This window comes from Micromonospora sp. CNZ280, from assembly GCF_011759515.1.
The window spans coordinates 438,242-454,383 of sequence record NZ_JAAOYP010000001.1 but is presented as its reverse complement, the minus strand read 5'-3'; the positions used below and the strand labels follow the sequence as shown (position 1 = coordinate 454,383).

Below are 16,142 nucleotides of genomic sequence, written 5' to 3'. Positions count from 1 at the left end.
CTAGGCTCGGTGGCCGGAACGAGGGAAGGGGATCACCTGTGAGTCCGATCAGGACGGCCTACCTGACCGCCGCGCGCTCGGCGCTCGACCTGCTCGCCGCTCCGGCGGTGGCGGCCCGGTGGGACGAGCCCAGCGCGCTGGCCGAGTTCGGCGTCGGTGGGCTGGCCGGCCACCTTGCCGGGCAGCTGTTCCAGGTCTCGACCGTGCTGGCCGAGCCGGTCCCGCCCGGCGAGCCGGTCGGGCTGCTCGACCACTACGCGCCGGCCCGGTGGATCGGGACGCCGCTGGACGACGAGATCAACGTCGGCATCCGCCGGGCCGGCGACGAGGCGGCGGCGGACGGACCGGCGGCGCTGGTCGACCGGGCCACCGCGACACTGCGCGAGCTGACCGAGGCGCTGCCGGCGCAGCCGGCGGACCGGGTGGTGCACCTGGCCCGGGGACCCTGGTCGCTCACCCTGGACGACTACCTCACCACCCGGCTGATGGAGATCGCGGTGCACTCCGACGACCTCGCGGTCAGCGTCGGCGTACCCACCCCGGACCTGCCCGCCGAGGTGCTCGACCCGGTGCTGTCCCTGCTGGCCCGGCTCGCCGTACGCCGGCACGGCCAGCCGGCGGTGCTGCGGGCGCTCAGCCGCGCCGAGCGTGCCCCGACCGACATCACCGCCTTCTGACCCGTCCCGCCGGGAGCCGCGCACGTTCACTGAAAGAGCGGCTGTTCCGTCGGGAAAAGCCACTCCTTCGCTGTACGAGGCGCACCACCCGGCCCAGCGTGGAGGGCGGCGGACACGGGCGGGCCCCGGTCGACCGGGTGGTCGACCAGGGCCCGGGAGTGCCGGTGCCGGCGGGCGGTCAGCCGTCCAGGCCGACGGGGGAGTTGGGCCGGTCCACGTCGACGAACTCGATGTCGTCGGCGGCCCGGTCGCGGCTGCCGGCTGCCCGGGCGGCGGTGCCGGCGGCCCAGCCGATCGCCGCGCCGGCCAGCGCGGCGGCGATCAGCAGCGTCCAGGGCAGCGCCGGCCGGCGGCCGGCGAGCGCGTCGAAGGCGAGGCTGGCCCGACGCCGCGCCTCGTCCGCCGCGGAGCCGACCAGGTCGCCGGCCCCGTCGGCCAGCCCGGAGCCGCCCCGCCGGGCCGACCGGGCGGTGTCGCGGACGCTGTCCCCGGCGGAGCCGACCGCCGAGACGAGCTGCTGCCAGGCCTGGTCAGCGATCCGCTCGGGCTTGTTGCGGCGGTCCAGCAGGTTGGTTCCGAACATCGTGGTTACCTCCTCGGGGTGCCGAAGTCGGCCGGCCACTTCGGACTCCGGCGTCCGTCCGGCGCGTAACGGTTCGCCTCCACCGCCAGTGCCCCGACCGTGGCCGGCGCAAACCCCGCGGGCGGCCGCGCCGATCCTGGACGCGACGGGCCGGTGCCGGCGGTCACGCCAGCCGGGGGTCGGTGGTCAGCGCAGCACCACCAGCGCCGCCGGGCCGCGGGCGAAGTCGTCGTCGTCATCGTCGTCGTCATCGCCGCCACCACCGAACCCGCAGGCCAGTACGAGGGCGAGCAGCGCGCCGACGCCGGCCAGCGCGGCAAGTCTCCTGAGCATCGATCGTTCCCTCCGTCGCAGTCGGCAACCTCCCCGCCGATGCTAGGCGCGGCGGGCAACGGTGGAGGCGGTAAGCGCGGGGGCGCGCCCGGGACGGTGGAGTTCGGCGGGGGTGGTGCCGGCCCGTTACCCTGGGACGGCGACGCGTGGGCGTCCGCTGATCGTTAGGGAAATAGAATACGAAAAGTCCGGATAAGGGCGATTTGGCATGCCCGGATCCGCGAATTGCTCATCCCGAGGGGTGGCGACCGAGGCCATGAGAGGAATACTCTCGGTCGCGGCCCGCGTACTGATGAGGCGCCCGTCGGACGGGCGAGTGGAGGTGCTCGCGTGAGCCTGTCGATCGTGAAGTCGGTTCTGTCCGGTGGTGTCATCGAGATCGCCCCGCGGGGCGAGATCGACGTCGACACCGCGTACGAGGTGCGCGAGGCGATCGCCGAGGTGCTGGCCAAGGGCCGCCCGACCCGCATCGAGCTCAACCTGCGCCTGGTCACCTTCATCGACTCGGTCGGCATCAGCGCCATGGTCGCCGGGTTCCAGACCGCCGAGGTCAGCGGCGTCAAGCTGGTCGTCACCGAGCCCAGCCGGTTCGTGCACCGCCAGCTCTGGGTCACCGGACTGCTCGGCCTCTTCGGCGCCCCCGAGCCCTACTACGCCGGCGCCCCCGCTCCGGAGGTCCTTCCCGGCGCCTGACCACGGGCCGACCCGACGGGCTGCGCCCAGCGTCCGGGGGTCAAGCCGGTGACGCTCACCCACCCGGGCCGGTCGCCGCGTCGAGGCCGGAGAGGTCGATGTCGGTCACCTCGGTGACCGCGCGGATCGCCGTGACCGACGCGTATCCCTCGGCCAGCAGCGCCAGGTCGGTGCCGGGCTGCACCGACTGCCCCGGCTCCTCCAGCGAGGTCCGCACGTAGCCGTGGCCGGACTCGGCCACCGTTGCCAGGCGGGCCAGCGGTGGGCGACGATCGTCCGACCAGTGACGGTGGGGAGACGGTGTGCTCAAGCGGGATTCCTTCAGTTACACCGTCCAGGCCCGCTGCCCGGTGGACCGGGCGGCGGCGCTGCTCGCGGATCCGGCCCGGCAGGCGGAGCTGCATCCGTTGATCGTCCGGGTCCGGCGGCTGCGGACCCGCCCCGGCGCCCTGGCCAGCTACGCGATCACCGACCGGCTGGCCGCCGGGCCGCTGCGGTTTCCGGTCACCTACCGGGCGGACGTCCTGGTCGTCGGCACCGACGAGATCGTCACGGTGGCGCGGCAGAGGCCCGCCACCACGGTGCGCAACCGCACCCGGCTGAGGGCCGAGCCGGACGGGGTCCGGATCGACGTGGAGATCACGCTGACCGCGCCGGCGCCGCTGTTCGGCTACGCCTTCCGGCAGGCCCGCTCGGCCCACCTCGGGCTGGCCGCCCGGCTCGGCGCGGTGCTCGACCGCGGCCCGGCCGACCCGCCGGCTCCCGCCTGAGCGTCCCGGAGCCCCGGCCGACCGGCGGACACCCGTCGTGAGCCGGGGCTCGGCGGTCCGCTGCCGGGGCCCGGCGCTGCGCGGACTCGGCGGCCCGCCGCCGTGGGCGGGTGCCGCGCCAGTTTCAGTGGACCGCCGTCGTTTGCCCGGCGCCGTGGGCTCAGCGGACCGCCGTGGTCGGGCGCCGAGCGGGCGTGCGGGTTGCCCGCCCCAGCCGGCCCCACGGCTTGTACGTGGAGAGCACGGTCGCCACGATCAGCAGGGTGGTGGAGACCGACGGGGCGACCACCAGGTCGATCCGGTCCCGGACCGGGAACGCCGCGCCGGCCTCCCCGGCGTGCCGCAGCGTCGGGGTGAGCAGGAACAGCACCAGCCCGGTCATCACCGTGGTGAGCAGGAACTTGACCAGCACCCAGCGGTGCCGCAGCAGGCCCCACGGGGTGAGCAGGGCGCTCGCCACGCCGACCAGCCAGACGGCCACGCTCAGCGGGGCGAAGAGCACGGTGCCGACCAGCGCGGAGATCGGGTAGACGGCCGCCGGGTCGGCGCCGCGCAGCACGGCGACGCCGAGCGCGAGCAGGACCAGGTCGACGCCGAGCCAGCCGAGCGAGGTGACCAGGTGCAGGGTGAGCAGGGCCTTGCGGGCGGGAGGCGGGAGTCGGCTCATACCTGACGATGCTGCCGTCGTACCGGGCGCGGGTCGTCGGGCCGGTGACGACACCCGGCCTACGTCCGGGGGCGTAGCGCCGGGCGTGGCGGCCCGCCCGTCCGGCGTACCCGGTGACCCGCCGCCGTGGACGGGTCACCGGGGCCGGGGGTCAGTACACCGACAGGTGCACGTGGTTGGTGTGGTCGCTGGACGGGTCGCCGCCCGCCCCGCTGTACGACTTCCACCCGCTGCTGGGCAGCCAGATCTGCCGGTACCAGATCACGTAGAGCACGGCGAGCCGGTCGGCGTTCTTGATGAAGAACGCGGCCAGGTTGTTGCCGTACGTCTTGTCCCCGCCGGTGGCGTCCCCGCCGAAGCCGTTCTTCTGCGCCGCGAAGTCGCAGGCCCGGCCCTTCGGGTGCTCACCCGAACCGCCCGAGCGGTAGCAGGAGACGTACCGGGTGAAGCCGGCCGCCTTGGCCTGGTTCAGCGCGTGCAGGGTGCGCGGGGTGATGCAGCCGTTGGCCGGCGTCGGGTCGTTGACGCTGCACGACTCGGCCGGCCAGGAGCCGTCGGCGTTGCGCGGGGCCGGCTTGGCCGTCGCGGTGGACGTGCCCCGGTTGGAGGTGTCGCCGGAGGCCTTCGCGTTGGCCACGGTCAGCGCCCGCTCGGCCTGCTCCTTGCGCTTGGCCATCAGGGTGACCTGCTTGCGCTGCTCGCGGATCTCGCCGTCCAGGGCGAGCTTGGTCCGGTTCGCCTCGTCGCGGGTCTCCTGGAGGTTGCGCAGCGCCCGGTCCTCGTTGGCGGCGACCGCGTCGAGCGCTGCGGCGCGGTCCATGAAGCCCTCCGGCGAGCTGCTGTTGAGCAGCGCCGAGGCCGCCCCGAGCCGCCCGGCGCGGTACGCCACGCCGGCGATCTCGCCGACCTTGCTGCTGCGCTCGGCCAGCTCGCGCTCGGTGGCTTGGAGCTGGACGCCCAACTCCTTCTGCCGCTTGACCGACTTGTCCAGCGCCGCCTTGGCGTCCAGGTAGCCCTTGCTGGCCGCCTCCAGCTGGGCCCGCAGGGCGGGCGTGCCGCCCTCCTCGTCCTGACCGGGCGCGGCGGCGAGCAGGCCGGCGGTGGGCGCGGCGGCGCTGGCCGGTGTGGTGACCGGCGCGATGGCGACGCCGACTGCGAGAGTGGTGACGATCAGTGCCGCCATCCGGGCGGCGGTACGTCGTACGGGTGCCACTACTGGCATGCGTGTGTCCTTCCGTCAGCCGCCGACCGGGTTAGCTGACGGGTTCGGGACGGAAGATCCCTACCGCTGACGCGGATGCACCCCAGGTACATGGTTCCCCGGCTCGCCTCGTCGGGCGATTAGGCGGCGGCCACCGCCGGCACCGGTGCGTGCCGCCTGGCGGAGGCCGGAACCGAGCCTACCGGTGCCACTGTGACCCGTGCAGCGAATGTGACTGACGGTGTCTGTGTGGTCACTGGAAAGTCCGGCATAAGCGCACAATACACACCCAGATTTAAGGTTGTGCTCATTACCACTCAACCGACCCGCAGACCCCAGGCGCCGCTCCCGGCTCGATCTGCAACGTCGCGTGCTCGATCCGGAAGTCCTCGTGCAGGGCGGTGCGCGCGGCCGCGAGCACCCGGCCGACGTCCGCGCCGGGTGCCATGGTCAGGTGCGCCGAGGCCACCTCCATGCCCGAGGTGAGCGTCCAGACGTGCAGGTCGTGTACGCCGGCCACGCCGGGCACCGCGGCCAGCCGGTCGTGCACCGCGGTGACCTGGAGGTGCTCCGGGGCGGCCTGCACCAGGATGCGCAGCGCGGCCCGCCCGAGCCGCCAGGTGCGGGGCAGGATGAACAGGCCGATGCCGACCGCCACCAGCGGGTCCGCCCACCACCAGTCGGTGACCGCGATCAACAGCGCCGCCCCGATCACGCCGAGCGAACCGAGCAGGTCACCGAGCACCTCCAGGTACGCCCCGCGCACGTTGATGCTCTCCCGGGCGCCGGAGCGCAGCAGCGCGAACGCGGCCACGTTGGCGAGCAGGCCGAGGACGGCCACCACCAGCATCGGGCCGGCCAGCACCTCGGGCGGGTCGCCGAACCGGCGTACCGCCTCGACCACCACGTAGACCGCGACGCCGGAGAGCAGCACGGCGTTGGCCAGCGCGGCCAGCACCTCCAGCCGGTAGAGCCCGAAGGTGCGCTGCGGGTCGCCGCTCGCCCGCCGGGTGGCGGCGATCGCGGCGAGGGCCATCCCGATGCCGAGCACGTCGGTGAACATGTGCCCGGCGTCGGAGAGCAGGGCCAGCGAGCCGGTCCGGAAAGCGGCCACCGCCTCCACCACCATCAGCGCGGTGAGCAGGCCGAAAGCGGCCCAGAGCCGGCTCCGGTGGTGGTGGGCCGCGTTCACCGCCGACCCGTGGTGGTGGTCATGACCTGCGCCCACGCGAACACCCTCCGCCGCCCGTCCGGACCCGGTCAAATATATGCTCACATCGCTATGTATGCAACTGTCGGGGCGACCGTCACCGGCCCGGGATCCCGGGTCAGGCGGTCGGGTCGATGGTGGTCAGCCGCTGGGTGGCCCGGGAGAGCGCCACGTACAGGGTGCGTACGCCGGAGCCCGGGTCGGCGCGGATCTCGCTCGGCCCGACCAGCACCACCCCGTCGTACTCCATGCCCTTGGCCTCCAGGCTGGTCACCACCTGGAGCCGGGGCGTGCCCAGCCCGCCCAGCCAGCCGGCGACCTCGGCCCGGCGCGGCACCGGCGTGATCACGCCGACCGTCCCCTCCACCCCGGCGAGCAGCGCGGAGGCCGCCTCCACCACGGCGGTCTCCAGCTCCGCGGCCGGCACCACCAGCTCGACCGGGTCGACCCCGGTGGAGCGGACCGCGGTGGGCAGCGGCAGATCGGGATAGAGCCGGCGGATCTCGGCCGCCGCCACCGCGAAGATCTCCGCCGAGTTGCGGTAGTTGGTGGTGAGCGTGAACCGGTGCCGCTTGCGCCGGCCCAGCGCCTGGTCCCGGGCCCGGGTCAGCTCCTCCGGGTCGCCGGTCCACGCCGTCTGCGCCGGATCGCCGACCACCGTCCAGGACGCCAGCCGACCCCGCCGGCCGATCATGCGCCACTGCATCGGCGAGACGTCCTGCGACTCGTCGACCACCACATGGGCGTACTCCCGGTAATCCTCCGGGCGCTGCCGGGCCGCCTCGCGGGTGGCCCGCTGCCGGTCGGCGAAGGTGCTCAGCTCACGGATCCCGCCGGCCAGCTGGAACGGGTCCCGCTTCGGCCGGGCCGGGCGCACCGGCTTGCCCAGCAGCGCGTCCAGCTCGTCCAGCAGCGCGACGTCGGCGATGGTCAGCCCCTCGCTGTCCAGCGTCCGGTACGCGGCCGTGAGCAGCCGGATCTCCCGGCCGGAGAGGATGCCGCCGGCGTACCGGCGCAGCCGCTGCGGGTCGGCCAGCCAGCCGAGCACGTGCCGCGGGTGCAGCCGGGGCCACCAGGCCTTGAGGAACTCCCGGAACTCCGGGCGGTCGGCCAGCTCGTCCTCGAAGGCGCGCTGCTCCGGCAGCCGGCCGATGTTCAGCCGGCGGGCCTGCGCCCAGAGCGCGGCGAAGACGCCGTCGAAGCCGGCCCGGCGCACCTCGTTGCGGCGGGCGCCCCGGGGCAGCGCGCGGTCCCGGATCGCGTCCAACTCGGCCCGCTCCAGCCGGAGCAGCTCGCCCCGGTAGAGCAGCCGCAGCTCGGCCGGTTCGTCCGGCACCGCGTCCCGGACCGCCCGCTCCAGCACCCGGCGCATCCGTAGCGAGCCCTTCACCGCCGCCACCTCCGGCGGGTCGGTGCGGGTGGCGGTCATCCCGGGGAAGAGACTGCCCAGCGAGCGCAGGGTGGCGGTGTCCTCGCCCAGCGACGGCAGCACCGAGGCGATGTACTCGACGAAGACCGTGGACGGGCCGACCACCAGGATCCCGCCGCCGGCGTACCGGCTGCGGTCGGAGTAGAGCAGGTACGCGGCGCGATGCAGGGCCACCGCCGTCTTCCCGGTGCCCGGGCCGCCGGACACGATCGTCACGCCGGAGCCGGGGGAGCGGATCGCCTCGTCCTGCTCCCGCTGGATGGTGGCGACGATGTCGCGCATGCCCCGGCCGGTGGCCTTGGAGAGGGTGGCGAGCAGCGCCCCGTCGCCGACCACCGCCATGTCGGCCGGCGCGGCGGCCGGATCGAGCAGGTCGTCCTCGATCCGGGTGACCCGCTCGCCGGACGACTGGATCATTCGACGGCGGACCACGTTCAACGGCTGCGCCGGGGTGGCCCGGTAGAAGGCGGCGGCGGCCGGGGCCCGCCAGTCGACCACCAGGATGGCGGCGTTCTCGTCCCGGATGCCCAGCCGCCCGACGTGCAGCACCTGGCGGTCACGCAGGTCGAGCCGGCCGAAGACCAGCCCCTCGTGCTCGGCGTCCAGCACGTGCCGGCGCTGCGCGGCGTGGAAGACCATCGCGTCCCGTTCCACCAGCGCGCCGAAGTTGCCCACCCGGGCGAGCCGGTAGCCCTCCCGCTCGGCGCGGACCGCTGACCGGCGCAGTTCCGCCAGTCGGGCGTACACCCGGTCGAGATGCCGCTGTTCGACGGCGATCTCCTGTTCCAGGGTGGTCTGGTCGGTCAACGCTCGCACTCCTCCGACGGCGGTGGACGGCCGCGACGGGGCGTGCGGCCGCGCGCCGGGGCTGACCGGGTGAGGGTACGGCAGCGCCGTGACCGGCGGCCGCGGCGTACGCGATCCGTGACCCCGGCGACCCGTCGGCCGCCCACCCGGCCCGGACCGGGTGACCCGCCGGCCGGGCTCAGCCGGCTGGCGCCGTCGGCGCCGCCGGCCGTTGCGTGACCTGCTGGACCACCCCGAGCAGGGCGGCGTTGACCTCCTCCGGCCGTTCCATCATCAGCATGTGCCCGGCGCCGGGGCAGACGGTCAGGTCGGTGGCGGGCAGCGCCCCGGCGATCGACTCGGCGCACGGCGGCGGGGTGAGCCGGTCCCGGTCGCCGACCAGCGCGGCGGCCGGCAGGTGGCCGAGCGCGGCGAGGGTCTCCAGCCGGTGCTGCGCCCCGATGGAGGCGCGGAAGCCGCCGATCGAGCGCAGCGAGGCGCGCGCCACCGCCGAGGTGACCAGGCGGATGTCGGACGGATCGCAGCGGTCACCGAAGAGCATCCAGCGGATGCTGGGACGCAACGCGCGCAGCAATGCCCGCGGCGGCCGCCAGGACCCGCAGCGGGCCAGTACGCCGGCCCCGGTGGTCTCGGCCAACCGGATCAACCGGGCGATCCGGGGCGACAGGCCGTAGACGGTGTGCGTGTGCCCCTCGGCGGTGGTGGCGACGAAGACCAGCCCGGCGACGCGGGCGGCGAAGTGCTCGGGGTGCCGGTGGGCGTACTCCATCACCGTCATGCCGCCCATCGAGTGCCCCGCCAGCACCACCCGGCCGGTCGGGGCCACCTCGGCCAGCACCGCGGCCAGGTCGTCGCCGAGCTGGGCCAGAGTGGCCGTCGGCAGCGCCATGCAGCTGGACCGGCCGTGCCCGCGGGCGTCGTAGGTGACCACCCGCACCGACCCGGCGGTGGCGTCGCGCAGCGCGGCGAGCTGCCGGTGCCAGCTGCGTCCGTCCAGCGTCCAGCCGTGCAGCAGCACCACGGTGACCTCGGCGTCGGCCGGCCCGGTGCACTCCACGTGCAGGCGTACGTCGTCGGACAGACGTAGGTCGAGCTGCTCCGGCATCGCCACCTCCCCGGGCCGCACGGATCCGCAACACCGGGGATACCCGGTGGTAACACCGGCTACCCGCCATGACACCACGCCAACCGCCCAGAAAGAAGATTCACAACCGGGCACCGCCGGGCGGCGGGCCCGAGCAAGCTGGGGGACATGCGCTCCCCGCGGGCAACCCCGACCGGTGCCGGTGGTGCCGGTGGTGCCGGTGGTGCCGGTGGTTTCGGTGGTGCCGGTGGTGCCTCGCCGGACGGCCGTCCGGCCGGCGGCACGCCGCGCGCCGCGCTGGCCGAACTGCTGGCCGGCAACCGGCGGTTCGTCAGCGGCCAGCCGATCCACGGGCACGACGTGACGGCCGCGGCGGCCAGCGCCTCCGGCGACCAGCAGCCGTACGCGGTGGTGCTGGGCTGCATCGACTCGCGGGTGCCGCTGGAGGCGATCTTCGACCAGACCTTCGGCTCGATCTGCGTGATCCGTACCGGCGGGCACGTGTTGGACCGCGCGGTGCTCGGCTCGATCGAGTACGTCGTCGACGAGCTGGGCGTACCGCTGGTGATGGTGCTCGGGCACGAGCGGTGCGGAGCGGTCGCCTCGGCGCTGGACGCGGTGCGCGGCGGGCGGCGGCCGGGCGGCTCGCTGGCCCACCTGGTCGACCAGATCGCCCCCGCGGTGCACGAGGTGGGCGTCGACGGTCCGGGCGCGCACCCGATGGCGATCCGCCGGCACGTGCTCCGCACGGTGGCCGCCCTGCGCGCCGACCCCCTGCTGTCCGCCCCCGTCGCCGCCGGCCGGGTAAACGTCGTCGGCGCCCTCTACGACCTCTCCACCGCCCAGGTCACCCTCCTCAACCCCGCCCCCTGACCGGCCCGGCCCCTGCTGATCATGAAGTTGTTGCGGCGACACGCCGGTGCGGGTCGCAACAACTTCATGATCAAGGTGCGCAGAGGGTGGGGAATGCGGAAACGCCCGTCGGGGGGGGGTCCCGACGGGCGTTTCCGGATGGTGCTCGGGGAGGCTCAGGCCTCGAAGACGCCTGCCTCGACGAGGCGCTTCTCGGTGGCGTCCCAGCCGTCGCCCGGGTGGGCGGCGTTGAGGGTGTTCAGCTCGGCCCGGATCTTGGCGGCGTGGCCGGCCGCGGCCAGCACCCGGATCTCCTCGATGAAGGCATCGGAGTCGGTGCGCAGGTGCGCGGTCTTGCCGTTGGTCAGGTTCCGCACGTAGGCGTGCTTGCCGCCGTTGAGCGGGATGACGTACTTGAACTCGCCCAGCACGCTGAGGGCGCCACCCTGGCCAGCCTGGCCGGCCCGGACGGACGCGCGCGCGGTCTTAGAGGTGTTGCTCGCCACGGAGGTACTCCTTGCAAGACGTACGGGAGGACGGAACGTCCGGGGGCTGTGCGGGTGATGCCCGGAAGGGGGCGTCGGCCCGCGGAAGATGTGCGCGGCACAGGCCGCCGATGGAACTGTACACGACCACGATCCCTGGCTGGTCATCGCGTTCGAGAGGCTCAACCGCGGTCACCCGTCCGGCTATTCCGGCCGGCGAATTTTCCGATTCGGTGGCGCACCATCCGTCACACCAGTCATCATGTGTTCCAGTAGCCACTCGGGCGTGAGGTCGTAGGGGAAGACGCACCTCGCTCTCCGGGAGGTCACCGTGCCAACGCGTGGCGTCGTATACGTCCACTCGACCCCGCTCGCCGTGTGCTCACACGTCGAGTGGGCGATCGCGCGCGTCCTTGCCGCGCCGGTCGACCTGCAGTGGACGGCTCAGCCCGTCGATCCCGGCGCCCGCCGGGCCGAGTGCGGGTGGACCGGTCGTCCGGGGACGGGCGCCGAACTGGCTGCTGCCCTCCGGCAGTGGCCCATGATCCGTTTCGAGGTCACCGAGGAGCCGAGTCCCGGCGCCGACGGCGAGCGCTTCATGTACGTACCGGGCCGCGGGCTGTTCCGGGCCACGGTCGGCGCGGCCGGTGACATCCAGCTCGGCGAGGACCGGCTGCGCAGCATCATGGCCGGCGCCCGGGCGCCGGAGGCGCTGGCGCACGCGCTGGACAAGGCCCTCGGCACCGCCTGGGACGCCGAACTGGAGCCCTACCGCTACGCCGGGGACGGCGCACCGGTGACCCTGCTCACCCGGGTCGGCTGACCGCCGCGTGCGCCGGGTGGCCGCGCCCCGGCGCGGCGGCACCCGGCGGGTCGGCGCGCGTAAGGTCGGGTTGCCCCGATAAGCGTCGAACTGGTGGGATGGCTCGCGTGTCGATATCTCCGCGACGTGCCGGCGTCGCGCTCGCCGCACTGACCGCACTGCTTCTCTCCGGCTGCGCGGACAAGCCGGACCGCCCACGCTCCACCCCGGCGGCGAGCGGCTCCGCGCCGGCGGCGACCCCGACCACCACCCCCACCGGCGACCCCGCCGCCCGGGCCGCCGCCCTGGTCGGCACGCTCGCCGACGAGGACCTGGTCGGCCAGGTGCTGATGCCCTACGCGTACGGGGACGCGGCGACCAAGGTCTCACCCGGCTCGGCGGCCGGCAACCGGGCCCTCGCCGGGGTGGACACCCCGGCCGAGATGGTCACGAAGTACCGGCTCGGCGGGCTGATCCTGGTCGGCTTCAGCGCCGACGACCCGACCAGCGGCAACCAGGAGACCACCAACGTCGACAACCCGAAGCAGGTCCGCGAGCTGACCACCGGGCTGCGCGCCGCCGCCGGCGAGCTGCCCACCGGGGCGGCCCCGTTCCTGATCGGCACCGACCAGGAGCACGGCGTGGTCACCCGGATCACCGACGGGGTCACCCTGCTGCCCAGCGCGCTGGCCGCCGGCGCGGCCGGCGACCCGGCGCTGACCGAGGCCGCCTGGCGGGCCGCCGGCACCGAACTCGCCGCGATGGGCGTCAACCTGGACTTCGCCCCGGTCGCCGACGTGCTCGCCGCCCGCAGCACGGTGATCGGCTCCCGGTCCTTCGGGGCCGATCCGCAGCGGGCCGCGGCGCAGGTCGGCGGCGCGGTGCGCGGCCTGCAGGGCGCGGGCGTGGCGGCCACCGTCAAGCACTTCCCGGGGCACGGCCACAGCGCCGCCGACTCGCACAAGGACCTGCCGGTGCTCGACCAGTCCCGGGCGGCGCTCGCCGCCGGGGCGTGGCCGCCGTTCACCGCCGGCATCGACGCGGGCGCGATGGCCGTGATGTCCGCCCACCTCGACGTACGGTCGGTCGACCCGGGCACCCCGGCCACCTTCTCCCACAAGCTGCTCACCGAGGTGCTCCGCGGCCAGCTCGGCTTCCAGGGCGTGGTGATCACCGATGGGATGAACATGGCGCCGGCCAAGCGCTGGTCGCCGGGGGAGGCTGCGGTGCGGGCGCTCAAGGCAGGTAACGACCTGATCCTGATGCCGCCGCACGTCGGCCAGGCGTACGACGGGCTGCTCGCCGCGCTCCGCGACGGCTCGCTGCCCCGGACCCGTCTGGTCGACGCGGCCACCCGGGTGCTGACCATGAAGTTCAAGCTGGCCGACCGGCCCGCTCCCGAGCTGTCCACGCTGGCCGCCCCGGCCCACCGGGAGGCGGCGCAGCGGTTGGCCGCGGCGGCGGTGACGGTGCTGCGCGGCAGCTGCGGCGGCGGCGTCCGCGGCCCGGTGACGGTGACCTCCTCCGGCGGCCGGAACCACACCCGGGCGGCGCTGACCGAGGCGCTGACCGCGGCCGGGGTGAAGGTGGTGCCGAGCGGCGGGACGGTGGTGCACCTGGTCGGCTACGGCGACGGCGCCGGCGACCTGCGCGCCGACGCCGCCGTCACGGTCGCCATGGACACCCCGTACGTGCTGGGGAGCGCGAAGTCGCCGACGCTGCTGGCGACCTACTCGTCCAGCCGGGCGTCGATGACCGCGCTCGCCGGGGTGCTGGCCGGCAAGGCGCAGCCGTCCGGCCGGTCCCCGGTCAAGGTGCCCGGCCTGCCCGCCACCACCTGCGCCGCCTGACCGGGCACGACGTCGGCTCAGCCGGCCGCGCGGAGGGCGGCGACCAGCCACTCCACGGCCGGCACCGCCGGCTCGAACGGCGGCCGGCGGTTGAGCACGCCGATCAGCTGCCAGTACCGCTCCACCCGCCGGTCGGTGAAGGCGGCGATCGAATCGGCCAGCGCCCGGCGTTGCTCCGGAGTGAGCCTCGGGTCCACCATCTGGTCCAGCACCGCCCGCCCCTCGGGCGAGGCCGGATCGGTGCCGGCGGCCAGCGCGGCACGCGCCAGCTCCAGCTTCGTCATCGGTTCCGGCGGGGGTGGCGTCGCGTCGCCCGCCCCGGCCACCGCCATCTGGCGTACCCGGCGGCGGAAGTCCGGGTCGGCCACCAGCTCGGCCAGCTCCAGCCAGGCGTCCACCTCCTCGTCGCTCGGCTCGTCCGGCAGGTCGGCGGGCAGCGCCCGCATGGCCTGCGCCAGCCCGGCGGCCGGGCCGTCGACGCCGGCGAACACCTCGGCCACGAAGTCGTCGATGATCTGCTGCCGCTCCCGCGCGGAGAGCCGGGCCAGGTCGTTCACGAGTCTCAACTCCTCGGTCGTACTGCCACGTCGGGTGACCGACCGCAGCACCGCCCGGCGCAGCCGCAACGTCCGGATCTCCGCGTCCAGCGCCCGGGCGTGTGCCCGCGCCACGTCCCGGACGGTGCTCTGCCGGTCCACGATCCGGCGCGCGTCGTCCAGGCCGATGCCCAGCTCACGCAGGGTGCGCAGCAGCTCCAGCCGGGCCACGGCGGCCGCGTCGTAGAGCCGGTAGCCGCCCGGCGAACGGCCGGTCGGCGGCAGCAGGTCGAGGTCGGACCAGAAGCGGATGGTCCGGACCGACAGGCCGGTCCGGCGGGCGAGCTGCCCGATGGTGAACAGTTCGGTGCGGTCGTCCACGTCGGTCAGCCTCCTGTCTCCAGCCGCTGGAGAGTCAACCCGGAAAACCGTTCGCGGTGGTGGGCGGCAGCTGGCAGCCTCGCCGGCATGGGAACAGCGCAGGGTTTCGGGTACGTGCAGCGGGCCGACGGCACGGTGGTGATCACCCATCACGGGCGGGTGGCCGGCACCCTGCGGGGCGGTCGGGCCGCGGAGTTCCTCGCCGAGGTGGAGGACGACCCGCAGCTGGTGATGGCGCGGTGGACCGGCAACTACCGCCGGGGCAACGAGCGCACCGCCAAGCGCCACCCGCGCAACCGGGGCTGAGTGATCGCGGGCGACCGTACGGGTGGCGGTCGGGGATCGGCCGCCGCTACAGCGGGATGTTGCCGTGCGCGCCCCGGGCGGCCGGCGTGCCGGCGAGCGCCTCGGCGATCCGGCGCCGGGTCTCCGCCGGCTTGATCACGTCGTCCACCACGCCGATCTCCAGCGCCCGGTTGACCCCGCCGGCGACCCGGACCTGCTCCTCGATCAGCTTGGCGCGCAGCGCCTCCCGCTCGTCGGCGGGGGCGGCGGCCAGCCGTTTGCGGTGCAGGATGTTCACCGCCGCGCTGGCGCCCATCACCGCGACCTCCGCGTTCGGCCAGGCGAAGACCGCGGACGCGCCGAGCGAGCGGGAGTTCATCGCGATGTACGCCCCGCCGTACGCCTTGCGGGTCACCAGGGTCACCCGCGGCACCACCGCCTCGGCGAAGGCGTGCAGCAGCTTCGCGCCGCGCCGGACCACGCCGTCCCACTCCTGGCCCAGGCCGGGCAGGTAGCCGGGGACGTCGACCAGCACGATCAGCGGCACCCCGAGCGAGTCACACATCCGCACGAACCGGGCCGCCTTCTCGGCGCTGGCGGCGTCCAGGCAGCCGCCGAGGCGCAGCGGGTTGTTGGCGATCACGCCGACCGTCCGGCCGGCGAACCGGCCGAGCGTGGTGACGATGTTCGGCGCCCACTTGGCGTGCAGCTCCACGCCGGGTGCGTCGAGCAGCGCCGCGACCACCGGCTTGACGTCGTACGCGCGGTTGGCCTCGGCCGGCATCTGCGCGGCCAGGTCGTGGCCCTCCGTGCCCTCGGCCGGCACGTCGTCCGGGCAGAGCCGGCCCTGGCTGCCCAGCAGCGCGGCGAGCCGGCGCGACTCGGCCAGCGCGGTCCCGTCGTCCGGGCACGTCACGTGCACGACGCCGGAGCGCCGGCCGTGCGGCTCGGGGCCGCCGAGGCGCTCCATGTCGACCTGCTCGCCGGTGACGCTGCGGACCACCTCGGGACCGGTCACGAAGATCCGGCCCGCGCCACTCATCACCACGACGTCGGTCAGCGCCGGCCCGTATGCGGCGCCGCCGGCCGCCGGACCGAGCACCACGGAGATCTGCGGCACCCGGCCCGACGCCCGGACCATGGCGGCGAAGACCTGACCGACCGCGTCCAGCGCGACCACGCCCTCGGCGAGCCGGGCCCCGCCGGAGTGCCAGAGGCCGAGCACCGGGACCCGCTCCCGCACGGCGGTGTCGATCGCGTCGACGATGTGCCGGCACCCGTCGCTGCCCATCGCGCCACCCATCCGGGTGGCATCGGTGGCGTACGCGACGGCCGGCGTGCCCTCGACCTCGCCCCGCGCCCAGAGCACCCCGGAGGTGTCCCGGGGTGCCAGCAGGCGCAGCGTGCCGGCGTCGAAGAGCGCCCGCAGCCGCACCTCGGGGTCGCGGTGGTCCACTGTCGAGGGGTCGGCGCCGACGGCGGTGCTGGTCACATCAG

18 protein-coding genes and 1 riboswitch are annotated in these 16,142 nt (G+C 74.8%); of the genes, 7 read left to right on the top strand and 11 right to left on the bottom strand.

From position 1 onward, the window contains the following. Positions 1 to 38 precede the first annotated feature (38 nt). On the top strand, positions 39 to 677 hold the full coding sequence (locus FHX32_RS02130) for a maleylpyruvate isomerase N-terminal domain-containing protein (protein WP_167178987.1): 639 nt from the start codon (positions 39 to 41) through the stop codon (positions 675 to 677). Between the two features lie 178 nt (positions 678 to 855). Here the strand turns inward: FHX32_RS02130 and FHX32_RS02125 are convergent, their stop codons facing one another. Further along, positions 856 to 1,260: a hypothetical protein gene (locus FHX32_RS02125; protein ID WP_167178985.1), complete on the bottom strand. Its 405-nt coding sequence runs from the start codon at positions 1,258 to 1,260 to the stop codon at positions 856 to 858. A gap of 186 nt (positions 1,261 to 1,446) precedes the next feature. Then, complete coding sequence (locus FHX32_RS02120; RefSeq protein ID WP_167178983.1) at positions 1,447 to 1,593, bottom strand: hypothetical protein; 147 nt, start codon at positions 1,591 to 1,593, stop codon at positions 1,447 to 1,449. A 330-nt stretch (positions 1,594 to 1,923) separates the two neighbouring features. Between FHX32_RS02120 and FHX32_RS02115 the strand changes: the two genes are divergently transcribed. Then, entirely contained in the window at positions 1,924 to 2,286 is a 363-nt protein-coding gene (locus FHX32_RS02115; RefSeq protein WP_167178981.1) for an STAS domain-containing protein, read from the top strand. Positions 2,287 to 2,341: 55 nt separating this feature from the next. On the opposite strand, the gene FHX32_RS02110 is transcribed toward FHX32_RS02115, so the two are convergent. Continuing rightward, complete coding sequence (locus tag FHX32_RS02110; RefSeq protein WP_486480874.1) at positions 2,342 to 2,527, bottom strand: hypothetical protein; 186 nt, start codon at positions 2,525 to 2,527, stop codon at positions 2,342 to 2,344. A 61-nt stretch (positions 2,528 to 2,588) separates the two neighbouring features. On the opposite strand from FHX32_RS02110, the gene FHX32_RS02105 reads away from it, so the two are divergent. Further along, entirely contained in the window at positions 2,589 to 3,056 is a 468-nt protein-coding gene (locus tag FHX32_RS02105; protein WP_167178979.1) for an SRPBCC family protein, read from the top strand. Positions 3,057 to 3,216: 160 nt separating this feature from the next. On the opposite strand, the gene FHX32_RS02100 is transcribed toward FHX32_RS02105, so the two are convergent. The 5 genes from FHX32_RS02100 to FHX32_RS02080 all read right to left on the bottom strand — a co-directional run bounded on the left by FHX32_RS02100 (position 3,217) and on the right by FHX32_RS02080 (position 9,475). Next, complete coding sequence (locus tag FHX32_RS02100) at positions 3,217 to 3,723, bottom strand: DUF2269 domain-containing protein (protein WP_167178978.1); 507 nt, start codon at positions 3,721 to 3,723, stop codon at positions 3,217 to 3,219. A gap of 151 nt (positions 3,724 to 3,874) precedes the next feature. Continuing rightward, on the bottom strand, positions 3,875 to 4,936 hold the full coding sequence (locus tag FHX32_RS02095; protein ID WP_486481066.1) for a coiled-coil domain-containing protein: 1,062 nt from the start codon (positions 4,934 to 4,936) through the stop codon (positions 3,875 to 3,877). Between the two features lie 13 nt (positions 4,937 to 4,949). Next, a riboswitch (cyclic di-AMP (ydaO/yuaA leader) is annotated at positions 4,950 to 5,081 on the bottom strand. A gap of 153 nt (positions 5,082 to 5,234) precedes the next feature. Further along, positions 5,235 to 6,152, bottom strand: coding sequence for a cation diffusion facilitator family transporter (locus FHX32_RS02090; RefSeq protein ID WP_167178974.1), 918 nt, complete (start codon positions 6,150 to 6,152; stop codon positions 5,235 to 5,237). 100 nt (positions 6,153 to 6,252) lie between these two features. Then, the gene (locus tag FHX32_RS02085; RefSeq protein ID WP_167178972.1) at positions 6,253 to 8,370 is read right to left on the bottom strand and encodes an AAA family ATPase; all 2,118 of its coding nucleotides are present in this window, start codon (positions 8,368 to 8,370) and stop codon (positions 6,253 to 6,255) included. 178 nt (positions 8,371 to 8,548) lie between these two features. Continuing rightward, on the bottom strand, positions 8,549 to 9,475 hold the full coding sequence (locus FHX32_RS02080; protein ID WP_167178970.1) for an alpha/beta fold hydrolase: 927 nt from the start codon (positions 9,473 to 9,475) through the stop codon (positions 8,549 to 8,551). A 147-nt stretch (positions 9,476 to 9,622) separates the two neighbouring features. Here FHX32_RS02080 and FHX32_RS02075 point away from each other — a divergent pair, with 147 nt between their 5' ends. Then, positions 9,623 to 10,327: a carbonic anhydrase gene (locus tag FHX32_RS02075; protein WP_167178968.1), complete on the top strand. Its 705-nt coding sequence runs from the start codon at positions 9,623 to 9,625 to the stop codon at positions 10,325 to 10,327. 155 nt (positions 10,328 to 10,482) lie between these two features. Here FHX32_RS02075 and FHX32_RS02070 read toward each other — a convergent pair whose 3' ends face one another. Beyond that, complete coding sequence (locus FHX32_RS02070; protein ID WP_167178966.1) at positions 10,483 to 10,812, bottom strand: hypothetical protein; 330 nt, start codon at positions 10,810 to 10,812, stop codon at positions 10,483 to 10,485. A gap of 310 nt (positions 10,813 to 11,122) precedes the next feature. On the opposite strand from FHX32_RS02070, the gene FHX32_RS02065 reads away from it, so the two are divergent. Together FHX32_RS02065 and FHX32_RS02060 are read left to right on the top strand one after the other, a co-directional pair. Beyond that, complete coding sequence (locus tag FHX32_RS02065) at positions 11,123 to 11,614, top strand: DUF3145 domain-containing protein (protein ID WP_088992547.1); 492 nt, start codon at positions 11,123 to 11,125, stop codon at positions 11,612 to 11,614. 98 nt (positions 11,615 to 11,712) lie between these two features. Continuing rightward, the gene (locus FHX32_RS02060; protein ID WP_167178965.1) at positions 11,713 to 13,443 is read left to right on the top strand and encodes a glycoside hydrolase family 3 N-terminal domain-containing protein; all 1,731 of its coding nucleotides are present in this window, start codon (positions 11,713 to 11,715) and stop codon (positions 13,441 to 13,443) included. Positions 13,444 to 13,460: 17 nt separating this feature from the next. Here FHX32_RS02060 and FHX32_RS02055 read toward each other — a convergent pair whose 3' ends face one another. Then, positions 13,461 to 14,360 (bottom strand): MerR family transcriptional regulator, encoded by a 900-nt coding sequence (locus tag FHX32_RS02055; protein ID WP_167178963.1) that lies wholly within the window; start codon positions 14,358 to 14,360, stop codon positions 13,461 to 13,463. A gap of 87 nt (positions 14,361 to 14,447) precedes the next feature. On the opposite strand from FHX32_RS02055, the gene FHX32_RS02050 reads away from it, so the two are divergent. Further along, complete coding sequence (locus FHX32_RS02050; RefSeq protein ID WP_167178961.1) at positions 14,448 to 14,666, top strand: hypothetical protein; 219 nt, start codon at positions 14,448 to 14,450, stop codon at positions 14,664 to 14,666. 46 nt (positions 14,667 to 14,712) lie between these two features. On the opposite strand, the gene FHX32_RS02045 is transcribed toward FHX32_RS02050, so the two are convergent. Further along, the gene (locus FHX32_RS02045) at positions 14,713 to 16,137 is read right to left on the bottom strand and encodes a carboxyl transferase domain-containing protein (RefSeq protein ID WP_167178959.1); all 1,425 of its coding nucleotides are present in this window, start codon (positions 16,135 to 16,137) and stop codon (positions 14,713 to 14,715) included. Positions 16,138 to 16,142: the final 5 nt, after the last annotated feature.